This window comes from Epibacterium sp. ABV4_022 (assembly GCF_056159345.1).
In genome coordinates this window covers 2253624-2274227 of the sequence record NZ_JBSWVA010000001.1, presented here as the reverse complement: position 1 = coordinate 2274227, position 20604 = coordinate 2253624, and the positions used below count along the sequence as shown (strand labels likewise).

17 protein-coding genes are annotated in these 20604 nt (G+C 62.1%); 12 read left to right on the top strand and 5 right to left on the bottom strand.

Annotated elements, in window-relative coordinates:
- Positions 1-134: 134 nt before the first annotated feature.
- Positions 135-1040: a LysR family transcriptional regulator gene (locus tag ACXAF5_RS10720; protein WP_239319912.1), complete on the bottom strand. Its 906-nt coding sequence runs from the start codon at positions 1038-1040 to the stop codon at positions 135-137.
- A gap of 150 nt (positions 1041-1190) precedes the next feature.
- On the opposite strand from ACXAF5_RS10720, the gene ACXAF5_RS10715 reads away from it, so the two are divergent.
- The 11 genes from ACXAF5_RS10715 to ACXAF5_RS10665 all read left to right on the top strand — a co-directional run bounded on the left by ACXAF5_RS10715 (position 1191) and on the right by ACXAF5_RS10665 (position 13444).
- A complete protein-coding gene (locus ACXAF5_RS10715) occupies positions 1191-4628 on the top strand; it encodes an indolepyruvate ferredoxin oxidoreductase family protein (protein WP_474946565.1) in 3438 nt (1145 codons plus the stop codon).
- Between the two features lie 140 nt (positions 4629-4768).
- A complete protein-coding gene (locus tag ACXAF5_RS10710) occupies positions 4769-5647 on the top strand; it encodes a lysophospholipid acyltransferase family protein (protein WP_239359541.1) in 879 nt (292 codons plus the stop codon).
- Between the two features lie 30 nt (positions 5648-5677).
- Entirely contained in the window at positions 5678-6487 is an 810-nt protein-coding gene (locus tag ACXAF5_RS10705; RefSeq protein WP_474946564.1) for a glutamate racemase, read from the top strand.
- An 85-nt stretch (positions 6488-6572) separates the two neighbouring features.
- Positions 6573-7601: an N-acetyl-gamma-glutamyl-phosphate reductase gene (argC, locus tag ACXAF5_RS10700; protein ID WP_474946563.1), complete on the top strand. Its 1029-nt coding sequence runs from the start codon at positions 6573-6575 to the stop codon at positions 7599-7601.
- Positions 7602-7614: 13 nt separating this feature from the next.
- Complete coding sequence (gene ccmE / locus ACXAF5_RS10695; RefSeq protein WP_065323984.1) at positions 7615-8058, top strand: cytochrome c maturation protein CcmE; 444 nt, start codon at positions 7615-7617, stop codon at positions 8056-8058.
- A 143-nt stretch (positions 8059-8201) separates the two neighbouring features.
- Positions 8202-8810 (top strand): holin-associated N-acetylmuramidase, encoded by a 609-nt coding sequence (locus ACXAF5_RS10690; RefSeq protein ID WP_474946562.1) that lies wholly within the window; start codon positions 8202-8204, stop codon positions 8808-8810.
- Between the two features lie 10 nt (positions 8811-8820).
- The gene (locus ACXAF5_RS10685; RefSeq protein ID WP_474946561.1) at positions 8821-9357 is read left to right on the top strand and encodes a holin family protein; all 537 of its coding nucleotides are present in this window, start codon (positions 8821-8823) and stop codon (positions 9355-9357) included.
- A gap of 72 nt (positions 9358-9429) precedes the next feature.
- Positions 9430-11394, top strand: coding sequence for a heme lyase CcmF/NrfE family subunit (locus tag ACXAF5_RS10680; protein ID WP_474946560.1), 1965 nt, complete (start codon positions 9430-9432; stop codon positions 11392-11394).
- Complete coding sequence (locus tag ACXAF5_RS10675; RefSeq protein ID WP_474946559.1) at positions 11391-11858, top strand: cytochrome c-type biogenesis protein; 468 nt, start codon at positions 11391-11393, stop codon at positions 11856-11858. The genes ACXAF5_RS10680 and ACXAF5_RS10675 overlap by 4 nt, the downstream gene beginning before the upstream one ends.
- Before the next feature lie 206 nt (positions 11859-12064).
- On the top strand, positions 12065-12592 hold the full coding sequence (locus ACXAF5_RS10670; protein ID WP_474946558.1) for a DUF2087 domain-containing protein: 528 nt from the start codon (positions 12065-12067) through the stop codon (positions 12590-12592).
- A 72-nt stretch (positions 12593-12664) separates the two neighbouring features.
- Complete coding sequence (locus ACXAF5_RS10665; protein ID WP_474946557.1) at positions 12665-13444, top strand: enoyl-CoA hydratase-related protein; 780 nt, start codon at positions 12665-12667, stop codon at positions 13442-13444.
- Positions 13445-13527: 83 nt separating this feature from the next.
- Here the strand turns inward: ACXAF5_RS10665 and ACXAF5_RS10660 are convergent, their stop codons facing one another.
- The 3 genes from ACXAF5_RS10660 to gltX all read right to left on the bottom strand — a co-directional run bounded on the left by ACXAF5_RS10660 (position 13528) and on the right by gltX (position 17690).
- A complete protein-coding gene (locus ACXAF5_RS10660) occupies positions 13528-14577 on the bottom strand; it encodes a calcium-binding protein (RefSeq protein ID WP_474946556.1) in 1050 nt (349 codons plus the stop codon).
- 276 nt (positions 14578-14853) lie between these two features.
- Complete coding sequence (gene gltA / locus ACXAF5_RS10655) at positions 14854-16149, bottom strand: citrate synthase (RefSeq protein WP_239319967.1); 1296 nt, start codon at positions 16147-16149, stop codon at positions 14854-14856.
- 140 nt (positions 16150-16289) lie between these two features.
- Positions 16290-17690, bottom strand: coding sequence for a glutamate--tRNA ligase (gene gltX / locus ACXAF5_RS10650; RefSeq protein ID WP_239319969.1), 1401 nt, complete (start codon positions 17688-17690; stop codon positions 16290-16292).
- 79 nt (positions 17691-17769) lie between these two features.
- On the opposite strand from gltX, the gene ACXAF5_RS10645 reads away from it, so the two are divergent.
- Positions 17770-19791: a ComEC/Rec2 family competence protein gene (locus ACXAF5_RS10645; RefSeq protein ID WP_474946555.1), complete on the top strand. Its 2022-nt coding sequence runs from the start codon at positions 17770-17772 to the stop codon at positions 19789-19791.
- 69 nt (positions 19792-19860) lie between these two features.
- Here ACXAF5_RS10645 and lexA read toward each other — a convergent pair whose 3' ends face one another.
- Entirely contained in the window at positions 19861-20559 is a 699-nt protein-coding gene (lexA, locus tag ACXAF5_RS10640) for a transcriptional repressor LexA (RefSeq protein ID WP_239319973.1), read from the bottom strand.
- Positions 20560-20604: the final 45 nt, after the last annotated feature.

Below are 20604 nucleotides of genomic sequence, written 5' to 3'. Positions count from 1 at the left end.
GTGCCGCGTCTTCATGAGGGTCATTTAGGGTGCCTGCCGCGATGCCGCAAGGGTTTTGAAACACTTGTTAAATCAAGCCTGCCATGCGCTATGTGCATAGCTGCGCGGCTGTGTGCATGCCGCTACGGCAGATATCAGATTTTTCCAAGTTCTTTCATGTGCTTACGGTGTGCGATGATCTCATTCTGCACAAAGTCCCGAAAGGCGGAAACACGCTGCGAATGGCGCAACTCTTCAGGGTAGGCGAGGTAGACGGGCACACCATTGGTGTCCTCATTTGGCAACACCTGCACCAGATCGGGGAAATCCTCGGTCACATAGTCCGGCAGCACCCCGATGCCGAGATCCTGCAACACCCCCTGCAACACGCCGAAATAGTTGTTCACGGTCAAAAGCGACTTGGGGTTATGGGTCATCAGCTTCTGCACCATGACGGTGGCAGAGCCCACCTGCGCCGAGCGCAGGCTCTGGCAAATCAGGCGGTGGTCGCAGATTTCCTCGATCGTTTCCGGCCAGCCGAACTTGTCGATATAGCCCCGCGACGCATAAAGCCGCATCTGCACCGTCATCAGCCGTTTGCGGATCAGGTCGGCCTGGCTGGGTTCCTTCATGCGAATGGCGACATCGGCCTCCCGCATGGGCAGGTCGAGCACCCGTTCCTCCAGCATCAGGTCGATCTTGAGGTTGGGATATTGTTCGTAAAGTTTCGCCAGGCGCGGCGCCAGCCAGAGCGTGCCGAACCCGGTGGTGGTGGTCACCCGCAATTCGCCGAACACGCCTTCTTCGCTGTCGCGGATTCGCGCCGAGGCGGTTTCCAGGCGTTTGGCCATGGTGCGGGTGGCATCAAACAGCAACTCGCCCTGTTCGGTGAGAATCAGCCCCCGCGCGTGGCGGTGAAACAATGTTGCGTTCAGGCTCTCTTCGAGCCCCCGGATCTGCCGCGACACCGCAGATTGGGACAGATTGAGGCGATCCCCCGCATGGGTCAGGCTGCCCGCGTCCGCAACTGCATGAAAGATCCTGAGTTTGTCCCAATCCATTGATTTTACTCTTTCTGCCTCTTTTAGACAAACTACCTTAGGAACAGCATAAGTTTCAAACCTTACCGGAGTTTGACACGGATTCTTTCGAATACGGCTATACAGGTCAGCATCTATGACCTATTATTGGATCCAAAATGCAAGCAAGTCATGGTTGAGGAGGACCGGATGAGCACGCAAAAGATCTCGCTCAATGACCGTTACGATCTTGAAAAATCGCCGATTCTGCTGAACGGCACCCAGGCGCTGGTGCGCCTGATGCTGATGCAGAAAGCGCGCGACGTGGCCGCCGGCCTGAACACCGCCGGTCTGGTGACCGGCTATCGCGGCTCGCCGCTTGGCGCTGTCGACATGCAGATGAAACGCGCGGAAAAGCTGCTGACGCAATCTGACGTGACGTTCCAATATGGTCTCAATGAGGATCTTGCCGTCACCGCGCTTTGGGGCGCGCAACAGGCAGAGATCCGTGGCGAGGGCAAATACGACGGTGTCTTTGGTCTGTGGTACGGCAAGGGGCCGGGGGTCGACCGCTCCGGCGATGCGCTGCGCCATGCAAATATGGCGGGCTCTTCGAAACATGGCGGCGTGCTGGTGGCCATGGGCGATGACCACACCGGCGAAAGCTCCACCGTGCTGCATCAGTCGGAATGGTCACTGCTGGATTGCTACCTGCCGATCGTCAGCCCGGCGGGGGTGCAGGAAATCCTCGACTACGGCATCTATGGCTATGCGCTGTCACGGTTTTCCGGCCTCTGGGTGGGGCTCAAGACGATGAAGGACACCATCGAGGTGACCTCGGTTGTCGACGGCGATCCCGACCGGATGCAACTCTCCGTGCCGCAGTTCGACATGCCGGCGGATGGGCTGAACATTCGTTTGGACGATGACCGCTTCCGTCAGGAAGACCGCATCATCGACTACAAGCGCTTTGCCGCCGAGGCCTTCAGCCATGCCAACAAGATGGACAAGCGCATGTGGGGCAAGCCCGGCGCCAAGATCGGTTTTGTCGCTGCGGGCAAGAACTGGCTGGATCTGGTTCACGCGCTAAGCCTCTTGAATATCGACGAAAACATGGCCGAACGCCTTGGGATCACCACCTATAAGGTGGGGCAGACCTGGCCGATGGACATGAAAGGGTTCCACGACTGGGCCGAAGGGCTCGATCTGATCGTGGTGGTCGAAGAAAAGCGCAAGCTGATCGAAATCCAGATCAAGGAAGCGATCTTTGACGACCGGCGCGGGCGTCGGGTCTACGGCTGGTACAAGGGCGGTGCGGGCACCATGCACCGCGAGGAGCTGTTCCCGACCAAATATGCGCTCGACCCGATCATGATCGCCGAGAAACTGGGCAATATCCTGATCGAAGAAGGCCGCGACACCGAGGCGATCCGCGCCGGTCTGGCCTCGCTCGATGATGCGAAACGGGCCGACAATGCCGAGGAAATCGCCGCGCGCTTGCCGTATTTCTGTTCCGGCTGCCCGCACAACTCCTCTACCAAACTGCCGGATGGCTCCCGCGCCTATGCGGGGATCGGCTGTCACTTCATGGTGCAGTGGATGGACCGCGAAACCGTCGGGTTCACCCATATGGGCGGTGAGGGTGCCAACTGGATCGGCGAGGCGCCGTTTTCCAAAAGAAACCATGTGTTTCAGAACCTTGGCGACGGAACTTACAACCACTCCGGGGTGATGGCGATCCGCGCCGCGCTCGCCGAGGGCACCAATATCACCTACAAGATCCTCTATAATGACGCGGTGGCAATGACCGGTGGCCAGCAGGCCGAGGGTGGTCTCACCGCGCCGCAGATCGCCCATGAGCTGACCGCCATGGGGGTCAAGACCATCGCCGTGGTCTACGATGAAAAAGAGGACGTGGTCGCCAGCCAGTTCCCCTCCGGCATGCGGATGCATGAGCGGGGCGAGTTGATGAAGGTCCAGCGCGAGTTCGAGGAGGTGGAGGGCGTCTCCGCCATCATCTACATCCAGACCTGCGCGGCCGAAAAACGTCGCCGCCGCAAGAAGGGCTTGTTCCCGGATCCGGATCAACGCGTGTTCATCAACTCCGACGTTTGCGAGGGCTGCGGCGATTGCGGGGTGCAGTCGAACTGTGTGTCGATCGTACCGAAAGAGACCGAACTGGGCCGCAAACGCGCCATCGATCAGTCCAGCTGCAACAAGGATTTCTCTTGTCTCAACGGGTTTTGCCCGTCGTTCCTCACCGTCGAGGGCGCCAAGATCAAGAAGAGCGCCACCGCCAGTCTGGAGCTGCCGGAGTTGCCGGACCCGCAATTGCCCGCGATCGACGGCACCCATAACGTGGTGATCACCGGCGTTGGCGGCACCGGCGTGGTGACCATCGGTGCGGTGCTGGCGCAGGCCGCGCAGATCGACGGCAAGGGCGCGGGCATGATGGAAATGGCCGGCCTCGCGCAAAAGGGCGGCGCGGTGCATATTCATTGCCGCATTGCCGAGCAGCCCTCGGACATCAGCGCCATCCGCGTCGCCACTGGCGAGGCGCACGCGCTGATCGGCGGCGATCTGGTGGTGAGCGCGGGAGCCAAGACCCTTGGCCTGACCTCCACCGGGCGCACGGGCGCGGTTGTGAACAGCCATGAGATCATCACCGGGGAATTCACCCGTAACACCGATTTTGCGTTGCCAAGCGACAGGTTGCAGGTCGCGCTTCAGGCGCGGTTGCGGGACCGGGTGGATCTGTTTGATGCCTCCGAACTGGCGCGCATCAGCATGGGAGATTCGATCTTTTCCAACATGATGGTCTTTGGCGCCGCCTGGCAGCGGGGGCTGATCCCGGTGTCCTATGAGGCGCTGAAACAGGCCATCGAGCTGAATGGCGCTGCGGTGGAAAAGAACCTCCGCGCCTTTGACATCGGACGCTGGGCGGTGCTCTATCCCGAGGACGCGGCCAAACTGCTGGCGCCGAGCGTCGTTGAGCTGCCCAAAACGCTTGATGAGAAAATCGCCTATCGCCGGACGCAGCTCGTGGACTACCAGGGCGAGCGGCTCGCGAAACGCTACGAGAAACTGGTGACGGGTGTCTCCGATCCGCGGCTCAAGGAAGCGGTGGCAAAAGGCTATCACAAGCTCTTGTCCTACAAGGATGAATACGAGGTTGCCCGCCTGCTGCTGAGCAGCCGCGACAAGGCGGCGGCGGAGTTTGATGGCGATCTGAAGATCTCTTACAACCTCGCGCCGCCGATCCTGGGCGGCAAGGATGCCAATGGTCGCCCGAAAAAGCGCAAGTTCGGCCCCGGTACGGAACGGTTGTTGCGGATCCTGGCCAAGCTGAAGGGGCTGCGCGGCACGCCGCTGGATGTCTTTGGCTATACCGCCGAGCGCAAGATGGAGCGGGCGCTGATCAAGCAGTATGAAACCGATATGAAGGAATGGCTCGGCAAATCCGACGCGGTGGACATGGATGCGCTGGTGGCGCTGGCGGAGCTGCCGTTGCAGATCCGTGGCTTTGGCCCTGTCAAGATGAAGAGCGAACAGCAGGCTGCCAAGCGGCGCGAGGAACTGCTGGTGGCGCTCAAACAGGGGCCTGCGCCGCTGAAGGCCGCCGCCGAATAGTGGCCCCCACGCCACTGTGTCTTGGGGATGGCGTCATGAATGTGTTACCAAGGCTGGGCAATATGCGCGCCCGGCCTTAGGTAGCCGGGCACCTGCACCGCAGGCAGCGCATTCCCTGTCTTTACGGAGACCTCAAAGACATGCTTGAGCGTCGTCATATCGCTCGCGATATTTCCTATTCGCACTCGGCCGAGACGCGGCCGGGTCGGATCATGATCCGCCTGATGGAAAACACCACCGGTCGTTTGCGGCTGATAAAGCGCGCCAAGGGCTATGATTCCGAGGTCGCCTCGGGGCGCAGTTTCTGGGACGTGATCGTCGAACGCTACGGTCTCAGCCTTGATGTGGTGGGTGGCAGTCTCGACAATATCCCGCGCGACAAGCCGGTGATCCTGATTGCAAACCACCCCTATGGTATCCTGGACGGGCTGATGATGGGGCATATCCTGTCGCGCACGCGCGGGGATTTCCGCATTCTGGCGCATCAGGTGTTTCGCAAGGCCGAGGATCTGAACAAGGTCATCCTGCCGATCGATTTTGCCGAGACCAAGGAGGCGATGAAGGCTAACCTCGAAACCCGGCGCGAGGCGCTGTCGTATCTGGGGCAGGGCGGTGCGATCGGGATCTTCCCCGGCGGGACGGTGTCCACCGCGGCCAAACCCTTTGCCCATCCGATGGATCCGGGCTGGCGCGGCTTTACCGCGCGGATGGTGGCCAAATCCGATGCGGTTGTGGTGCCCTTGTACTTTGACGGGCACACTTCGCGGCTGTTCCAGATTGCCTCGCATCTGCATTACACGCTGCGCATGGGCCTCCTGATCAAGGAGTTCAAGAAACGCGTCGGCACCCCGGTCCGGGTGGTGGTCGGCGACCCGATCGGCCGTGATGTGCTGGACCCGCTGGCCAAGGACTCCAAAGCAATGATGGATTTCCTGCGCAAAGCCACGTATGAGCTGTCTCCAACACCGCTCAAATCCTATGACTACGGGTTTGAGTTCGAAGAAAAACACCGGGCCTGAACGGGTCCGCACACCCAAAGGCAGTGTGACATGGCAGTTGGTATTTTTGATTCCGGTCTTGGTGGTCTGACGGTTCTGGATGCGGCGCAAAAGCGCCTGCCGGATGTGGATTTCCTCTACTATGGCGACAACAGTCACGCGCCTTATGGGGTGCGCGATGCCGAAGATATCTATCAGCTGACCCATAAGGCTGTGCACGACATGTGGGATCGCGGCTGCAATCTGGTGATCCTGGCCTGCAACACCGCCTCGGCGGCGGCCCTGCGGCGGATGCAAGAGGCGGGCGTGCCCGAGGGCAAGCGGGTGCTCGGCGTGTTTGTGCCCTTGATCGAGGCGCTGACCGAACGCCAGTGGGGCGACAATTCGCCCCCGCGTGAGGTGGCCGTGAAACATGTGGCGCTGTTTGCAACCCCCGCCACCGTGGCAAGCCGCGCGTTCCAGCGCGAACTGGCGTTTCGCGCCATCGGCGTCGACGTCGAAGCGCAGGCCTGTGGCGGAGTTGTTGATGCCATCGAGGACGGCGACATGATCCTGGCCGAGGCACTGGTCAAAAGCCACGTCGACGCGCTGTTGCGCAAGATGCCCCGTCCCGAGGCGGCGATTCTGGGCTGCACCCATTATCCGCTGATGGAGGACATCTTTCAAAAGGCGCTGGGGCCGGATGTGCAGGTGTTCAGCCAGGGCCGTCTGGTGGCCGACAGCCTCGCGCATTATCTGGAGCGTCGCCCCGAGATGATCGGCGGCGGTGCCGCAGGCTATGTGACCACGGGCGATGCCGGACGTGTCAGCAGTCGCGCGACGCAGTTCTTGCGACGAGAAATCACTTTTGACGCGGCCTGAGGGGTTATACCCTCACGTCCAACCTGATTTCCTGTCTGCACCTTCTGCAGGCCCTCCTGATACATGAACAATTCGAGGTCTCGACATGACCCATAACGTGGCAATCCTTGGTGCGTCCGGCTACACCGGCGCAGAGCTGATCCGGCTGATTTCTCAGCACCCGAACATCACCATCAAAGCGCTTGCCGCCGAGCGCAAGGCAGGCATGGAGATGGCAGATGTTTTCCCGCATCTGCGTCATCTTTCGCTGCCAACCCTTTGCAAAATAGATGAAATCGACTTTTCGCAGATCGATCTGTGTTTCTGCGCGCTGCCGCATAAGACCAGCCAGGAGGTGATCGCCAAACTGCCCGGCGATCTGAAGATCGTCGATCTTTCGGCGGATTTCCGGCTGCGCGACCCGGACGCCTATCAAAAATGGTACGGCAACCCGCATGCGGCGCTGGAGCAGCAAAAAGAGGCGGTCTATGGCCTCACCGAATTCTACCGTGACGAGATCAGATCGGCGCGGCTGGTGGCGGGTACAGGTTGCAACGCCGCAACCGGGCAATTCGCCCTGCGGCCGCTGATCGCGGCGGGCGTCATTGATCTGGATGAGATCATTCTGGATATGAAATGCGCAGTCTCCGGCGCCGGGCGGGCGCTCAAGGAAAACCTGCTGCATGCGGAACTGAGCGAGGGCTACAACGCCTATGCCATTGGCGGCACCCACCGGCATCAGGGCGAGTTCGATCAGGAATTCTCTCTGCTGGCGGGGCGTCCCGTGCAGGTTCAGTTCACACCGCATCTGCTGCCCGTGAACCGGGGCATCTTGGCGACCACCTATGTCAAAGGCGATGCGCAAAAGATCCACGAGACCTTTGCCAAGGCCTATGCTGACGAGCCCTTTGTCGAGCTGCTGCCCTTTGGCGAGGCCCCTTCGACCCACCATGTGCGCGGCTCCAACTTCGTTCATATCGGGGTGACAGGGGATCGCATCGACGGGCGGGCGATTGTCATCGTGGCGCTTGATAACCTGACAAAAGGTAGCAGCGGTCAGGCCTTGCAGAATGCGAACCTGATGTTAGGTGAAGAGGAAACAGCTGGGCTGATGATGGCACCGCTGTTCCCCTGAACAAGAGGTCCAGATGAAGTCCCTGAAGAAGCAGCGGCGAATCCAGATCATAGCGCTTGCGACCGTGGCCCTGATCGGGTCCACGGCGCTTATTGGATATGCGATGCGCGATGGCATCAACTACTTCCGCTCGCCCAGTCAGGTGATGGAGACGCCGCCCGATCCGACCGAGACCTTCCGCATCGGCGGTTTGGTCGAAGAAGGCAGCCTGCAACGCGGTCAAGGCGAGGCGGTGCTGTTTTCAGTGACCGATGGCGGGGCCAGCGTGCCGGTGACCTTTACCGGGGTGTTGCCGGACCTGTTTGAGGAAAATCAGGGCATGGTGGGTACCGGGCGTTATATCAACGGTGTCTTTGAAGCCTCTGAAATCCTTGCAAAACATGATGAGACTTACATGCCCAAGGAAGTGGTGGATGCGCTGAAGGAACAGGGTGTCTACCGCGAGGACGAGAGCTGATTTCCTCGACGTATGCCTTTGGTTTTACCACGCGCCCGGCGGTCTTCGCACGGGCGCGTTGCGTATTTGGCGCACGCCGCGCGCACCTGATCTCAAGGCCCGAACGCTAGTCTTCCTGCCAGTTCCCGATTGGAGGATCTGGCATGGATGTCGCAAAAATCGCCCGAGAGATTGTCGCCCGTGAAGGCGGCTATGTGAATGACCCCGACGATCCCGGCGGGGCGACCAAACATGGTGTCACCATTCACACGCTGCGCCGGCTTGGCCTTGATCTGACCGGTGACGGCGCGGTGGATCGGCGCGACGTCAAGGCGCTGGATCGCGCGCAGGCCGAAGAGATTTTCCTGCGTGAATACTTCCGCCGCCCGCGTCTGCATCTGCTGCCAGAGCCGCTTCAGGCCAGCGTCTTTGATATGCATGTCAACGCGGGCGCAAACGCGGTGCGCATCCTGCAAAAGCTTTTGTGCGCGATGGGCTATGACCTGCGGGTAGATGGCGCCATGGGGCCGCAGACGGCCAAGGCGGCGCAGGCTGCGGGGCAGGTCAATATGGAGGCACTGGTCAATGCCTATGGGATCGCGCGCCGGAACTACTATTTCGACCTTGCGGATCGCCGCCCGCGCAGCCGGAAATATGCCCGCACCCGGGCAGGCGGCAAGGGCGGCTGGATTCGCCGCGCCGAAGACTTCATCGCGCCACGCTATCACATGACCCCGGCAGAGTTTCAGTCCCGCACAGCGCATTGGTCGTGAAGGAGGTTCCATGTTTTCAACACTTTGGGAGATGCTCTTTGGCAATCGGCGCAATGTGATCCGCGAGACCGCAGAGGTCTTTCGCGAAAACAGCGAACAGGCGGCGGTGCGGGCGCATGACCTGCAAGGCGCAGCACTGGCGCAGTTCGCAGCCGAGTTTGCAGGGCAGAAAAGCGGCTTTGATCGCTTCATGGATGGGGTCAACCGTCTGCCGCGCCCGATGCTGGCGCTGGGGACGTTGGGGCTGATGGTGGCGGCGATGGTGGACCCGCTGTGGTTTGCGGCCCGCATGCAGGGCGTGGCCCTGGTGCCCGAACCCCTGTGGTGGCTCCTGGGGATCGTTGTGTCGTTTTACTTTGGCGCGCGCAGTCAGGCAAAGACACAGGCCTTTCAGGAAGGCATCGCACGCAGCCTGGCACGGGTGCCGCAGGCGGTTGAGAATATCGAACAGCTGAATACAGCCGCGCAACCCACAGAAAAGAAAAGAGAAAACGACAGCGCGGATAATCCGGCGCTTGCGGACTGGCACCGCGCGCGCGGTGATTGAAGACCCCCTGCGGCGCGGGGACGCGGGCGAATGTGATTGGCGCTGATCTGCGAGACCGATATAGAAGCAGGTATGATTACAGAGCTCGGTCACTTCGCCCTTATCCTAGCCTTCATGATCGCGATTGTTCAGATGGTCGTGCCCCTGATTGGTGCGCACAAACGCTGGCCCGGATGGATGGCTGTGGCGGAACCCGCCGCGCAGGCGCAGTTCCTGTTCACCGCCTTTGCCTTTGGCGCGTTGACCTGGGCATTTGTGACCTCGGACTTCTCGGTGCGGCTGGTGACGCTCAACAGCCATTCCGCAAAGCCGATGATCTACAAGATTTCCGGCACCTGGGGCAATCACGAGGGCTCCATGCTGCTGTGGGTGCTGATCGTGAGCCTCTTTGGCGCCACGGCTTCGGTGTTTGGCGGCGGGCTGCCGCCGACGCTCAAGGCCCGCGTGCTGAGCGTGCAGGCGGCGATCGGGGTGGCGTTCTTTGCCTTTATCCTCTTTACCTCCAACCCATTCCTGCGGCTGTCAAATCCACCCTTTGACGGGCAGGATCTGAACCCGCTGCTGCAGGATCCAGGCCTCGCCTTCCATCCGCCGTTTCTGTACCTGGGCTATGTGGGTCTCTCGATGGCGTTTTCCTTTGCGGTTGCGGCCTTGATCGAGGGGCGCGTTGATGCGGCCTGGGGGCGCTGGGTGCGGCCCTGGACCCTGGCGGCGTGGATCTTCCTGACCATCGGCATCGCGCTGGGGTCGTGGTGGGCCTATTACGAACTCGGCTGGGGTGGGTTCTGGTTCTGGGATCCGGTCGAAAACGCCTCCTTCATGCCATGGCTCCTTTCGGCGGCGCTGCTGCATTCGGCGATCGTGGTGGAAAAGCGCGAGAGCCTGAAAAGCTGGACCATTCTGCTGGCGATCCTCGCCTTTGGGTTCTCGCTGATCGGGACATTTATCGTCCGCTCCGGTCTGCTCACCTCGGTGCATGCCTTCGCCAATGATCCGGAGCGCGGCGTGGTGATCCTGGCGATCCTCGCGGTGTTTACCGGCGGCGCGCTCTTGCTCTTTGCGCTGCGGGCGCAGGCGATGGAGGCCAAGGGCGTGTTTTCCATGGTCAGCCGCGAAAGCGCGCTGGTGGCCAACAACCTGCTGCTGGCGGTGAGCTGCTTTGTGGTCTTTGTCGGCACGCTCTGGCCGGTGGTGGCCGAGATGGCGTTTGACCGCAAGCTCTCGGTCGGGGCGCCGTTCTTTGACGCGGCCTTTCCACCCTTCATGGTGGCGCTGGGTCTGTTGCTGCCGATCGGGTCGGTGCTGCCGTGGAAACGGGGCAAGGGCGCAAAGACCCTCTGGGCGCTGCGGTATGCCATGGTGCTGGCGCTGGCGATCGCGGGTCTCACCTGGGCCGTACAGTCCGGCGACAGCCTGCTGGGTCCGGTCGGGGCCATGCTCGGGGCCTGGGTGGTCAGCGGTGCGGCGCTGGATCTGTGGAACCGCGCCGGGCGCAAGGACAAGCTGGCCCGCCTGATGCGCCTGCCGCGCGCCGATTGGGGCAAGTCGGTGGCGCATGCCGGGCTTGGGGTCACGATCTTTGCGATTGCGGGCCTTACCGCCTGGCAGGTCGAGGACATTCGCGTCGCCAATATCGACGAGCCCTTCCGCGTCGGCCCCTATGACATGGTTCTCAGGGCGGTCGAAGAGGGGCGCGGCCCGAACTATTTCACCACCATGGGCGTGATCGAAGTGACCCGCAACGGGCGCGAGATCGCCACCCTGCGGCCTGAAAAGCGCGTCTACCCGGTGGCGCAGATGCCCACCACCGAAGCGGCGATCGACTACCGGTTCACCCGGGATCTCTATGTGGTGATCGGGGATGCGCAGGCGGGCGGCGGCTTTACCATGCGGACCTATATCAAGCCCTTTGCCAACTGGATCTGGGGCGGCTGCCTGTTGATGGCCCTTGGCGGGCTGCTGAGTCTGTCGGACCGGCGGTTCCGCGTTGCCGCCGGGGCGCGCAAAACGACCGCAGAAGGGGTGCCGGCAGAATGATACGTCTGATCAAAGCCCTGATGGCGGTTCTGCTCCTGTCGGTCACGCCGGCCTTTGCCGTGCAGCCGGACGAGGTTCTGGACGACCCGAAACTGGAAGAACGCGCCCGCGACCTGTCCAAGGGGCTGCGCTGTCTGGTGTGTCGCAACGAGAGCATTGACGAGTCCAACGCCGATCTGGCCCGCGACCTGCGCCTGCTGGTGCGCGAGCGTCTGGTGGCGGGGGACAGCGATGAAGAGGCGATCGACTTCATCGTGGATCGCTACGGCGAATATGTGCTGCTGAAACCGACGGTGCGCGGGGCCAACTGGATTCTCTGGGCGGCGGGACCGATGATGCTGGTGCTGGCGCTGCTGATCGCACTTCTGTATCTGCGCAAACGCGCCACGGCGGCGGGCGGGGCCGAGACGGACGATCTGTCAGCCGATGAAGAGGCGCGCCTCAAGGAAATCCTCAAGGACTGACGTCTGATACCGGGACGCGGGCGGATTGCCTGATCCGGCACATTTTGCTATTGAGGCCTTGGTCCGCAGTTCACCAAGGCTCCGCCACCCGCTAAACCTGCTTTATACATCATGTCATTGGACTCCTGATCGGGGTGCCTTTGGACAAGGGCGGACATCCGTATGGCCTGAGCCATGCCCGGCATCCTGCATAAATGGAGGACATGATGTCCAAGGATGTGATCCGTCTGACCATTCCCGATGTGTCGGATTTCGCCAAGCAGCTGCGCAACGCTCTGACTGAGGCACCAAGCCACGTGGAGATGCTGAACCATGTGGCCCGCGCCGCGGGGTATCGCAATTTCCAGCACCTGCGCAGCCAGAACCCGCCCGCGCCAGAGATAGACCACAAGCGCATCGCGCGGGCGGCGCGCTATTTCGACAATCGTGGACGCTGGGAAAGCTGGCCGACAAAACGCGGGGTGCGCGAGCTGTGCCTCTGGGTGATCTGGGCGCGACTGCCGGCCCGGGAACGCTGGAGCGAGCGGCAAATCTCGGCGCTGATTGACGAGCACTGCAGCTTTCACGATGCGGCCCAGATCCGGCGCAGCCTGATCGAGATGCAGCTTTTGACCCGCAATCGCGATGGGTCGGACTATGCGCGGGTCGAAACTCCGATGGATGCACATGGGGCGGCGCTGCTGTCCTTGCTCGCAGAGCGGCAGAAAACGCAAGAAAAGCCAAAGATTGGCTGACGCGGCGTTTGTCTTTTCGCAGGCGGATGCTTAGGTCAACATGCGCATAACTCGAACAGGGATATTTCACGCATGGACTACCGCGACATTCAGTATTCGCTTGCAGACGGGCTTGCGACCGTGACCTTGAACCGCCCGCAGAGCATGAATGCGCTCACCAGCCAGATGCGGGCGGAAATCACCCATGCGATGAAAGCGGCCGCATCCGAGGCGCGCGCAGTGGTGCTGACCGGGGCGGGCAATGCGTTTTGCACCGGTCAGGATCTCAAGGACGCCTCCTCCGGTGGCAACCAGATCGATCTGGAGCGCACGCTGCGCGACGAATATGTGCCGATGCTGGAGGCGATCTACAACTGCCCGGTGCCGACGCTCTCTGCCGTGAATGGTCCGGCTGCCGGGGCAGGGGCCAATCTGGCGCTCGCCGCCGATGTGGTGATCGCCACCGAGAGCGCCTATTTCCTCCAGGCCTTTGCCAAGATCGGGCTGATGCCGGATGCGGGCGGCACGTGGTTCCTGCCGCGCCAGATGGGGCTGGCCAAGGCGATGGGCGCGGCGCTGTTTGCTGACAGGATCTCGGCGCGTCAGGCCAGTGACTGGGGGATGATCTGGGAAGCGGTGCCGGACGCGGAGTTCGAGACCCATTGGAACGCGCGTGCGGCCTATCTGGCCAGCGGCCCGTCCAAGGCCTTTGGCGCCATCAAACAGGCGCTGCGTGGCTCCACCAACAACAGCCTGTCCGACCAGCTGTCGCTGGAGGCGCATTTGCAGGGAGAGCTGGGCCGCAGCCGTGATTTCATGGAGGGCGTCACCGCATTTATGGAAAAGCGCAAACCGGGGTTTGAAGGGCGCTGACCGCGCGCAAGCCACTCTGTTACCACAAAAAAGCCGCCCGATCCGGGGCGGCTTTTTCATAGGTTGGTCCGTCTGGCGCAGCGTTAGGCGTTTGCCCGAAGCAGCTGCACATGGGTGGCGGGATCAAATCCATCGCCCGCGTTTTCCAGATAGGCGATGACCTCACCTCCGACCAGGATTTCCACATCGGCGCTGCCATCGGAATTGGTGACGGTTTCATAGCTGAGATCCGGCGGGGTCAGACCGTCGTAGCGGTAGACAATGCTGTCATCCCCGACGTTGAAGTCGCGGATAATCGCGGCCTCTCCGGCATCCATCCAGTCGCCGATGCCAAAGACATCGAGCCCCTCGCCACCGGTCAGATCATCACCGGCCCCGGCAAGCAGGACGTCATTGCCATCGCCGCCCCTCAGCACATCGGCGGTGCCATCATCGACGACATCCAGACCAAAGGTGCTGGGAGTGGATTCGTTTTGAAGAAAGACCTGCCGTAGCGTGATCGGCGAGGACAGCGACGGATCGGTGACCAGCGTGCCACCATTCAGCGCATCATCCCCAGCGCCACCGTCAAGGGTATCGGCGCCGATACCCCCATGCAGCCCGTCACCGCCATAGCCGCCAGAGAGACTATCGTCGCCCGCATCGCCCGACATGTAGTCCTGACCGAGGCTGCCGCTCATGGTGTCGTCGCCCGAACCGCCGACCATCACATCGAGGCCACCGCCCCCGGTCATGCGGTCATCACCGGCGCCGCCTTCGAGGATATCGGCATCAGCGCCGCCGGAGATGAAATCATCGCCGTCGCCACCGTAGAGGTCGTCGGTGCCGGCATCGCCGTAGAGCGCATCATCGCCGTTTTCGCCACGCAGATCGTCCGCGCCTGCGTCGCCATTGATGGTGTCGTCGCCTTCACCGCCTTCGCTGCGGTCATCGCCGTCGCCCAGGGAAATCAGATCGTGCCCGTCGGTCCCGATCAGCAGGTCGCTGAGTGCGGAGCCTTCCAGCGTGCTGTCCGGCACCCGTTCGTTGGCGGCGGTGTCTTCGGTGTTGTCATCGCTGTCGTCACCGTCACCATCCAGGGCCACAAAGGCGCCAACGGCTGCCAGGGTTCCCATCATCGCAAGTAGAAACATTCCATGCCCTCGTTCGGTAATCACAGGTCAGCGCATTGCTCGCCATTCTTGAATGCGGCAAACACATGGCAACCTGCGGGTATATGGTCCGTTTTAAGGCCGGAATTTGAAAAGTAACGTATTTAATTGAAGATTGGTTAAAACTGTCTGTTTCGGCATCCGCGACAATAGTCCCGAATGCGATCTCTGTTCTCTGCGCGATATGCATGTCGCTGAAAACAATAAAAAAACCGCCCGGCAACTGCGGGCGGTTTTTAAGGTCTCTTTTGCTACGGCTCAGCGGTTTTCGATATCGACGTAATCGCGCTGTGTCTCACCCAGATACAATTGGCGCGGACGGCCGATTTTGTTCTGCGGATCGCCGATCATTTCCTTCCACTGGGAAATCCAGCCAACGGTGCGCGACAGCGCAAAGATCGGCGTGAACATGGAGGTCGGGAAGCCCATCGCCTCGAGGATGATGCCCGAGTAGAAGTCGACGTTCGGGAACAGCTTCTTCTCGATGAAGTAAGGATCGTTGAGCGCGGTCTGCTCCAGCTCCTTGGCCACTTGCAGCAGCGGGTTGTTCTCGACGCCCAGCAGCTCCAGCACCTCGTCGGCGGATTGCTTCAGCACCTTGGCGCGCGGGTCGGTGTTCTTGTAGACGCGGTGGCCAAAGCCCATCAGGCGGAACGGATCGTTCTTGTCCTTGGCGCGTTCGATGAACTCCGGAATGCGGTCGACGGAGCCGATTTCCTTGAGCATCTCGAGGCAGGCCTGGTTGGCACCACCATGTGCGGGACCCCAGAGGCAGGCGATGCCAGCCGCGATACAGGCAAACGGGTTGGCCCCGGAGGACGACGCCAGGCGCACGGTCGAGGTCGAGGCGTTCTGCTCGTGGTCCGCATGCAGGGTAAAGATGCGGTCCATCGCCCGGCTCAGGATCGGATCGACCTCGTAGTTTTCTGCCGGAACGGAGAAACACATGTGCAGGAAGTTGGCTGCGTAATCCAGGTCATTGCGCGGATACACAAACGGCTGGCCGATGGAGTATTTATAGGCCATCGCCGCAATCGTCGGCAGCTTTGCGATCAGACGGATGGCCGCCACTTCACGCTGCCACGGATCCGAGATGTCGGTGGAATCGTGGTAGAAGGCCGACATTGCGCCCACAACACCCACAAGGGTCGCCATCGGGTGCGCATCGCGACGGAAGCCCCGGAAGAAGTTGTGCATCTGCTCGTGGACCATGGTGTGACGGGTCACACGGGTCTCGAAATCCTCAAGCTGGGTTGCGGTCGGCAGCTCACCATAGAGCAGCAGATAGCAGACCTCCAGATAGTGGGATTTCCCCGCCAGCTGGTCGATCGGATAGCCACGGTGCAGCAACACACCTTCGTTGCCGTCGATATAGGTGATGGTGCTGTCACAGCTCGCGGTGGAGGTGAAGCCCGGGTCATAGGTGAAGACGCCCGCCTGAGCGTAGAGTTTGCGGATGTCCAGAACATCCGGCCCGGCGGTGGGCTTGAAAATGGGCAGATCGTAGGTCTCACCATTCAGGCTCAGCTGGGCCGTTTTTTGTGAATCTGTCATAGATGTCCCTTCCTGTTACAGGCGCAGAGAGGGCGGGTGGCCCGTTCCGCGCAGCGGGGCGCCGACGTCGACTGGCGACGCAGGCGGAATCCTATCCGAACGGGCTTACCCGGATCTGACCATCAGATCCCATCGGGCAATCAGCCTGTTACGTCCTTGAGCCGGGCCAGCGTTTCATCCCGGCCCAGGCAGATCATCATGTCGAAGACCGAAGGCGTTACCGCGCGGCCTGCAAGCACAGCCCGCAGCGGGCCGGCCAATTTGCCAAACTTCGTGTCCTTGGCCGCGGCAAATTCATTCAGGGCGGCCTCAAGTTCGTCTCGCGACCAGCTAGCATTTTGCAGATGCGGCGTCAATTCTCCCAGTATACCAAGGGATACTGAATCAAGCGCTTTTTCCGCCTTCGCATCCCGGTCCAGCGGACGTGAAGCCAGCACAAAATGGGCTTTTTCAAGGAGTTCCGGAAAGGTCTTTGCCCGGTCCTTGAGGCAATGCATCGCCGCTTCAAGCCCGCGTGACTGTGCGTCACTTAGGGCGGGTTTACCGGCGGCCTCCAGATAGGCTTCGATTTCCTGCCGCAGCGCAGCATCCTCAGCGATTGCAATATGTTGGCCGCAGAGGTTCTCAAGCTTCTTGGTGTCGAACCGGGCCGGGCTCTTGCCGATTCCGCTTAGGTCGAACCACTCTTTGGCCTGCGCATCGGTGAAGAATTCGTCATCGCCATGCGCCCAGCCGAGCCGCGCCAGGTAGTTGCGCATGCCCGCCGCCGGATAACCCATCGCCTGGTATTCCTGCGCGCCGAGCGCCCCGTGGCGTTTCGACAATTTTTTACCATCCGGTCCATGAATGAGCGGGATATGCGCCCAGACCGGCACCTGCCAGCCCATCGCCTCGTAGATCATCATCTGGCGGGCAGCGTTCATCAGGTGGTCATCGCCACGGATCACATGGGTCACGCCCATGTCGTGATCGTCGACGACAACCGCCAGCATATAGACCGGCGTGCCGTCGGAGCGCAGCAGGATCATGTCATCCAGTTGCGCATTTTTGAGGGTCACATCGCCCTGAACCTCGTCGCGAATGACGGTCTCGCCGTCCTTGGGCGCCTTGATGCGGATCGCAAAAGGGGCGTCCGGATGTTCGGATTCGGCGGCGTCGCGCCAGGGCGAGCGGAACAGGGTGGATTTGCCCTCGGCCTTTGCGGCCTCGCGGAAGGCGGCGATTTCGTCCTGCGTGGAGAAACACTTATACGCCTTGCCCTCGGCCAGAAGCTGATGCGCGACCTCTGCGTGACGCGCCGCGCCCGCGGCCTGGCTCACCACCTCGCCGTCGTGATCGAGCCCAAGCCAGCGCATCCCTTGCAGAATGGCGGCGGTGGCTTCGGGGGTGGAACGCTCCCGGTCGGTGTCCTCGATCCGCAACAGGAACTTGCCGCCACGCCCGCGTGCATAGAGCCAGTTGAACAGCGCGGTGCGCGCGCCGCCGATGTGCAAAAAGCCGGTGGGCGAGGGGGCGAAACGGGTGACGACCGGTTGGGACATGTGGGGTATTTACCTTTTGGAAACCTTGAGGGTTCAACGTTTGACGCCTGTGTACCGAGCCAGAAGGCAGGGAGCAAGCGTGCGCATTCTCGGCGCCCTTGATACAATGCTACAGCTCCAGCGGGGACATCTGTTTCCCTGGGTGCCGGTGTGTTTTGGCCTTGGCATCGGGCTCTATTTCGGCCTCGCACAGGAACCCTCCGCGTCGATCTATGCGGCCGTGCTTGGCGTCTTGCTGGGGCTGGGTCTCTGCGCGCGGCGCGGGGATGGGCTGGGGCTGCTGGCGGCGGCGCTGGTTCTGGTCGGCCTCGGCTTTTGCTACATGGGCGCGCGCGCGCATCAGGTCGGCGCGCCGGTGTTGTCGTTTCGCTATTACGGCGCCGTGGAGGGGCAGGTGCTCAAGGTCGACAGATCCGCCTCTGACGCCATGCGGATCACGCTGGGGAATGTGCGACTGGATGATGTGTCGCCTGCGCGCACGCCAGGACGGGTGCGGATTTCGCTGTTTGATGGCACCGCGCCGGAGCCCGGGTCCTGGGTGATGACCACCGCGCATCTGTCGCCGCCGCAAGGCCCGGCCGAGCCCGGCGGCTTTGATTTTCGGCGCCACGCCTGGTTTCTGGGGCTTGGGGCGGTGGGCTACAGCCGCGTGCCCGTATTGCGCAGCGCCCCGCCGGAGATGCTCCCGATCGCCAGCCTGCGTGTCCGGGTGTCAGACTGGGTGCGCGCCGCACTGCCCGAGCGCACCGGCGGCGTTGCAGCCGCCCTTGTTACCGGCGATCGCGCCCATGTGCCGCGACAGGTGACCGAGGATCTGCGCGCCAGCAATCTGGCGCATCTGCTGGCCATATCCGGGCTGCACATGGGCCTGTTTGCCGGCGTGATCTTTGCCAGCCTGCGGCGGTCGTTTGCGCTGTGGCCCTCTGTTGCGCTGCGGTGGCCCGTCAAGAAGATCTCCGCTGCCGTCGCCCTGCTGGCGAGCTTTGGCTATCTGCTCTTGTCGGGGGCCAATGTCGCCACCGAACGGGCGTTCCTGATGGTGGCGGTGATGCTGGTGGCGGTGCTTCTGGACCGGCGGGCCATTTCCGTGCGTGGGGTCGCCTTTGCGGCGGTGCTGGTGTTGCTGCGCCGCCCCGAAAGCCTGCTGAGCGCCGGGTTCCAGATGAGCTTTGCCGCCACATTGGCCCTGGTGGTGGTGTTTCAGGCGGTGCAGCCGGTGTTTCGTCCCGGCCGCGGGGGCGCGTTGGGCAGTGCTGCACGCTGGATTGCCGCGCTGGTTGTCTCCTCGCTGGTGGCGGGGCTGGCGACGGCCCCCTTTGGAGCGGCGCATTTCAACATGATCTCGCATTACGGGCTGATTGCGAATCTCGCGGCCGTACCTGTGATGGGCGCGGTGGTGGTGCCGGGCGCGGTGCTGGCGATCTGCCTGGCGCCGTTTGGAGCCAGCGCAGTTGGATTCTGGATCATGTCGCAGGGGATCAGCTGGATTTTGACCGTCGCTGACACCGTCGCCGGCTGGCCTGGTGCCCGCGGTCAGGTGGTCGCGCCAGAGCCGTGGATACTGCCGGTGCTGGTCCTGGGCGCATTGCTGGTGCTCTTGTGGCAGGGGCGGGTGCGCTGGCTTGGCCTCGCGCCCATCGGCGTGGCGCTGTTCTTCTGGCCCTCTTCGCCGCGCCCCGAGGTTCTGATCTCGGCCGATGGCGGTCTGGTCGGCGTGATGACATCCGAGGGACGCGCCCTATCGCGCCCGCGTGGCAAGAGTTTCGTGGCGGGGATCTGGCTGGAAAACGACGGCGATGGTGCGGATCAGGCGCAGGCCTTTGCCCGAATGGCGTCCGGGCAGACGGGCAAGGTACTGGAGTTTCAAGCGGTTGGGCGCCGGTTTGTGCATGTCCTGGGCAAAACCGGCCTCGGCCAATGGCAAAAAAGCTGCGCGCCGGAGGAGGTGATCGTGCTCTCGGTCGAGGCGGAGCCCCCGGAGGGGGAATGCCTCTGGCTCACGCCCCGGGCCCTGCGCGACACCGGCAGCATCGCCTACACACAAGACGGCGAGAGGGTCACGGCCAATGCAGGCGTGGACCGGTTATGGTCCGCGCGGTAATAAAAAAAAGCCCGGCAGCAGGACATGCAACCGGGCGTTTTCAAGACTGTTTGAGCGGGTGCGCCCCGATCAATAGGTGCGGATCAGACCCACAAGGCGCCCCTGGACCTTCACCTGATCCTCCGCATAGCTGCGGGTCGGATAGGCCGGGTTGGCGGCGTGCAGTTCGATCATGCCGCCCTTGCGCTCATAACGTTTGAGCGTCGCCTCATGCCCTTCGACAAGGGCCACGATAATATCGCCATTGTCGGCCGCATCGGTTTCGCGGATCACAACCACATCGCCATCGTTGATGCCCGCATCAATCATGGAATCGCCGCGCACCTCCAATGCGTAGTGCTGACCGGCGCTGGACAGCATCGCATTGGGCACCGCCACATGGGCCGCGGCCTGGCTGATCGCCTCGATCGGCACACCGGCGGCGATGCGCCCCATCACGGCGAGTTCCGTGGCGCCGGAGTCCGCCACTGGTTTCAGCTCCGCTTGCGGCGCGTCCTGATCCTTGCCCCCCTCGATAACCGTGGGCTGGAACCCGTCTGCGCTGCCACCGAGGCTGTCGGGTAGGCGGATCACCTCGATCGCGCGGGCGCGGTGGGCGAGGCGACGGATAAAGCCGCGTTCCTCCAGCGCTGTAATCAGGCGGTGAATGCCGGATTTGGAGCGCAGATCCAGCGCGGTTTTCATCTCGTCAAAACTGGGCGGGACGCCGTCCTTTTGCAGACGGTTGTGAATGAACTCCAAAAGCTGAAGCTGCTTTTTCGTCAGCATAGCTGTCCCCTCTGCACGATGCCTTTTGTTTATGTTCTATTCATG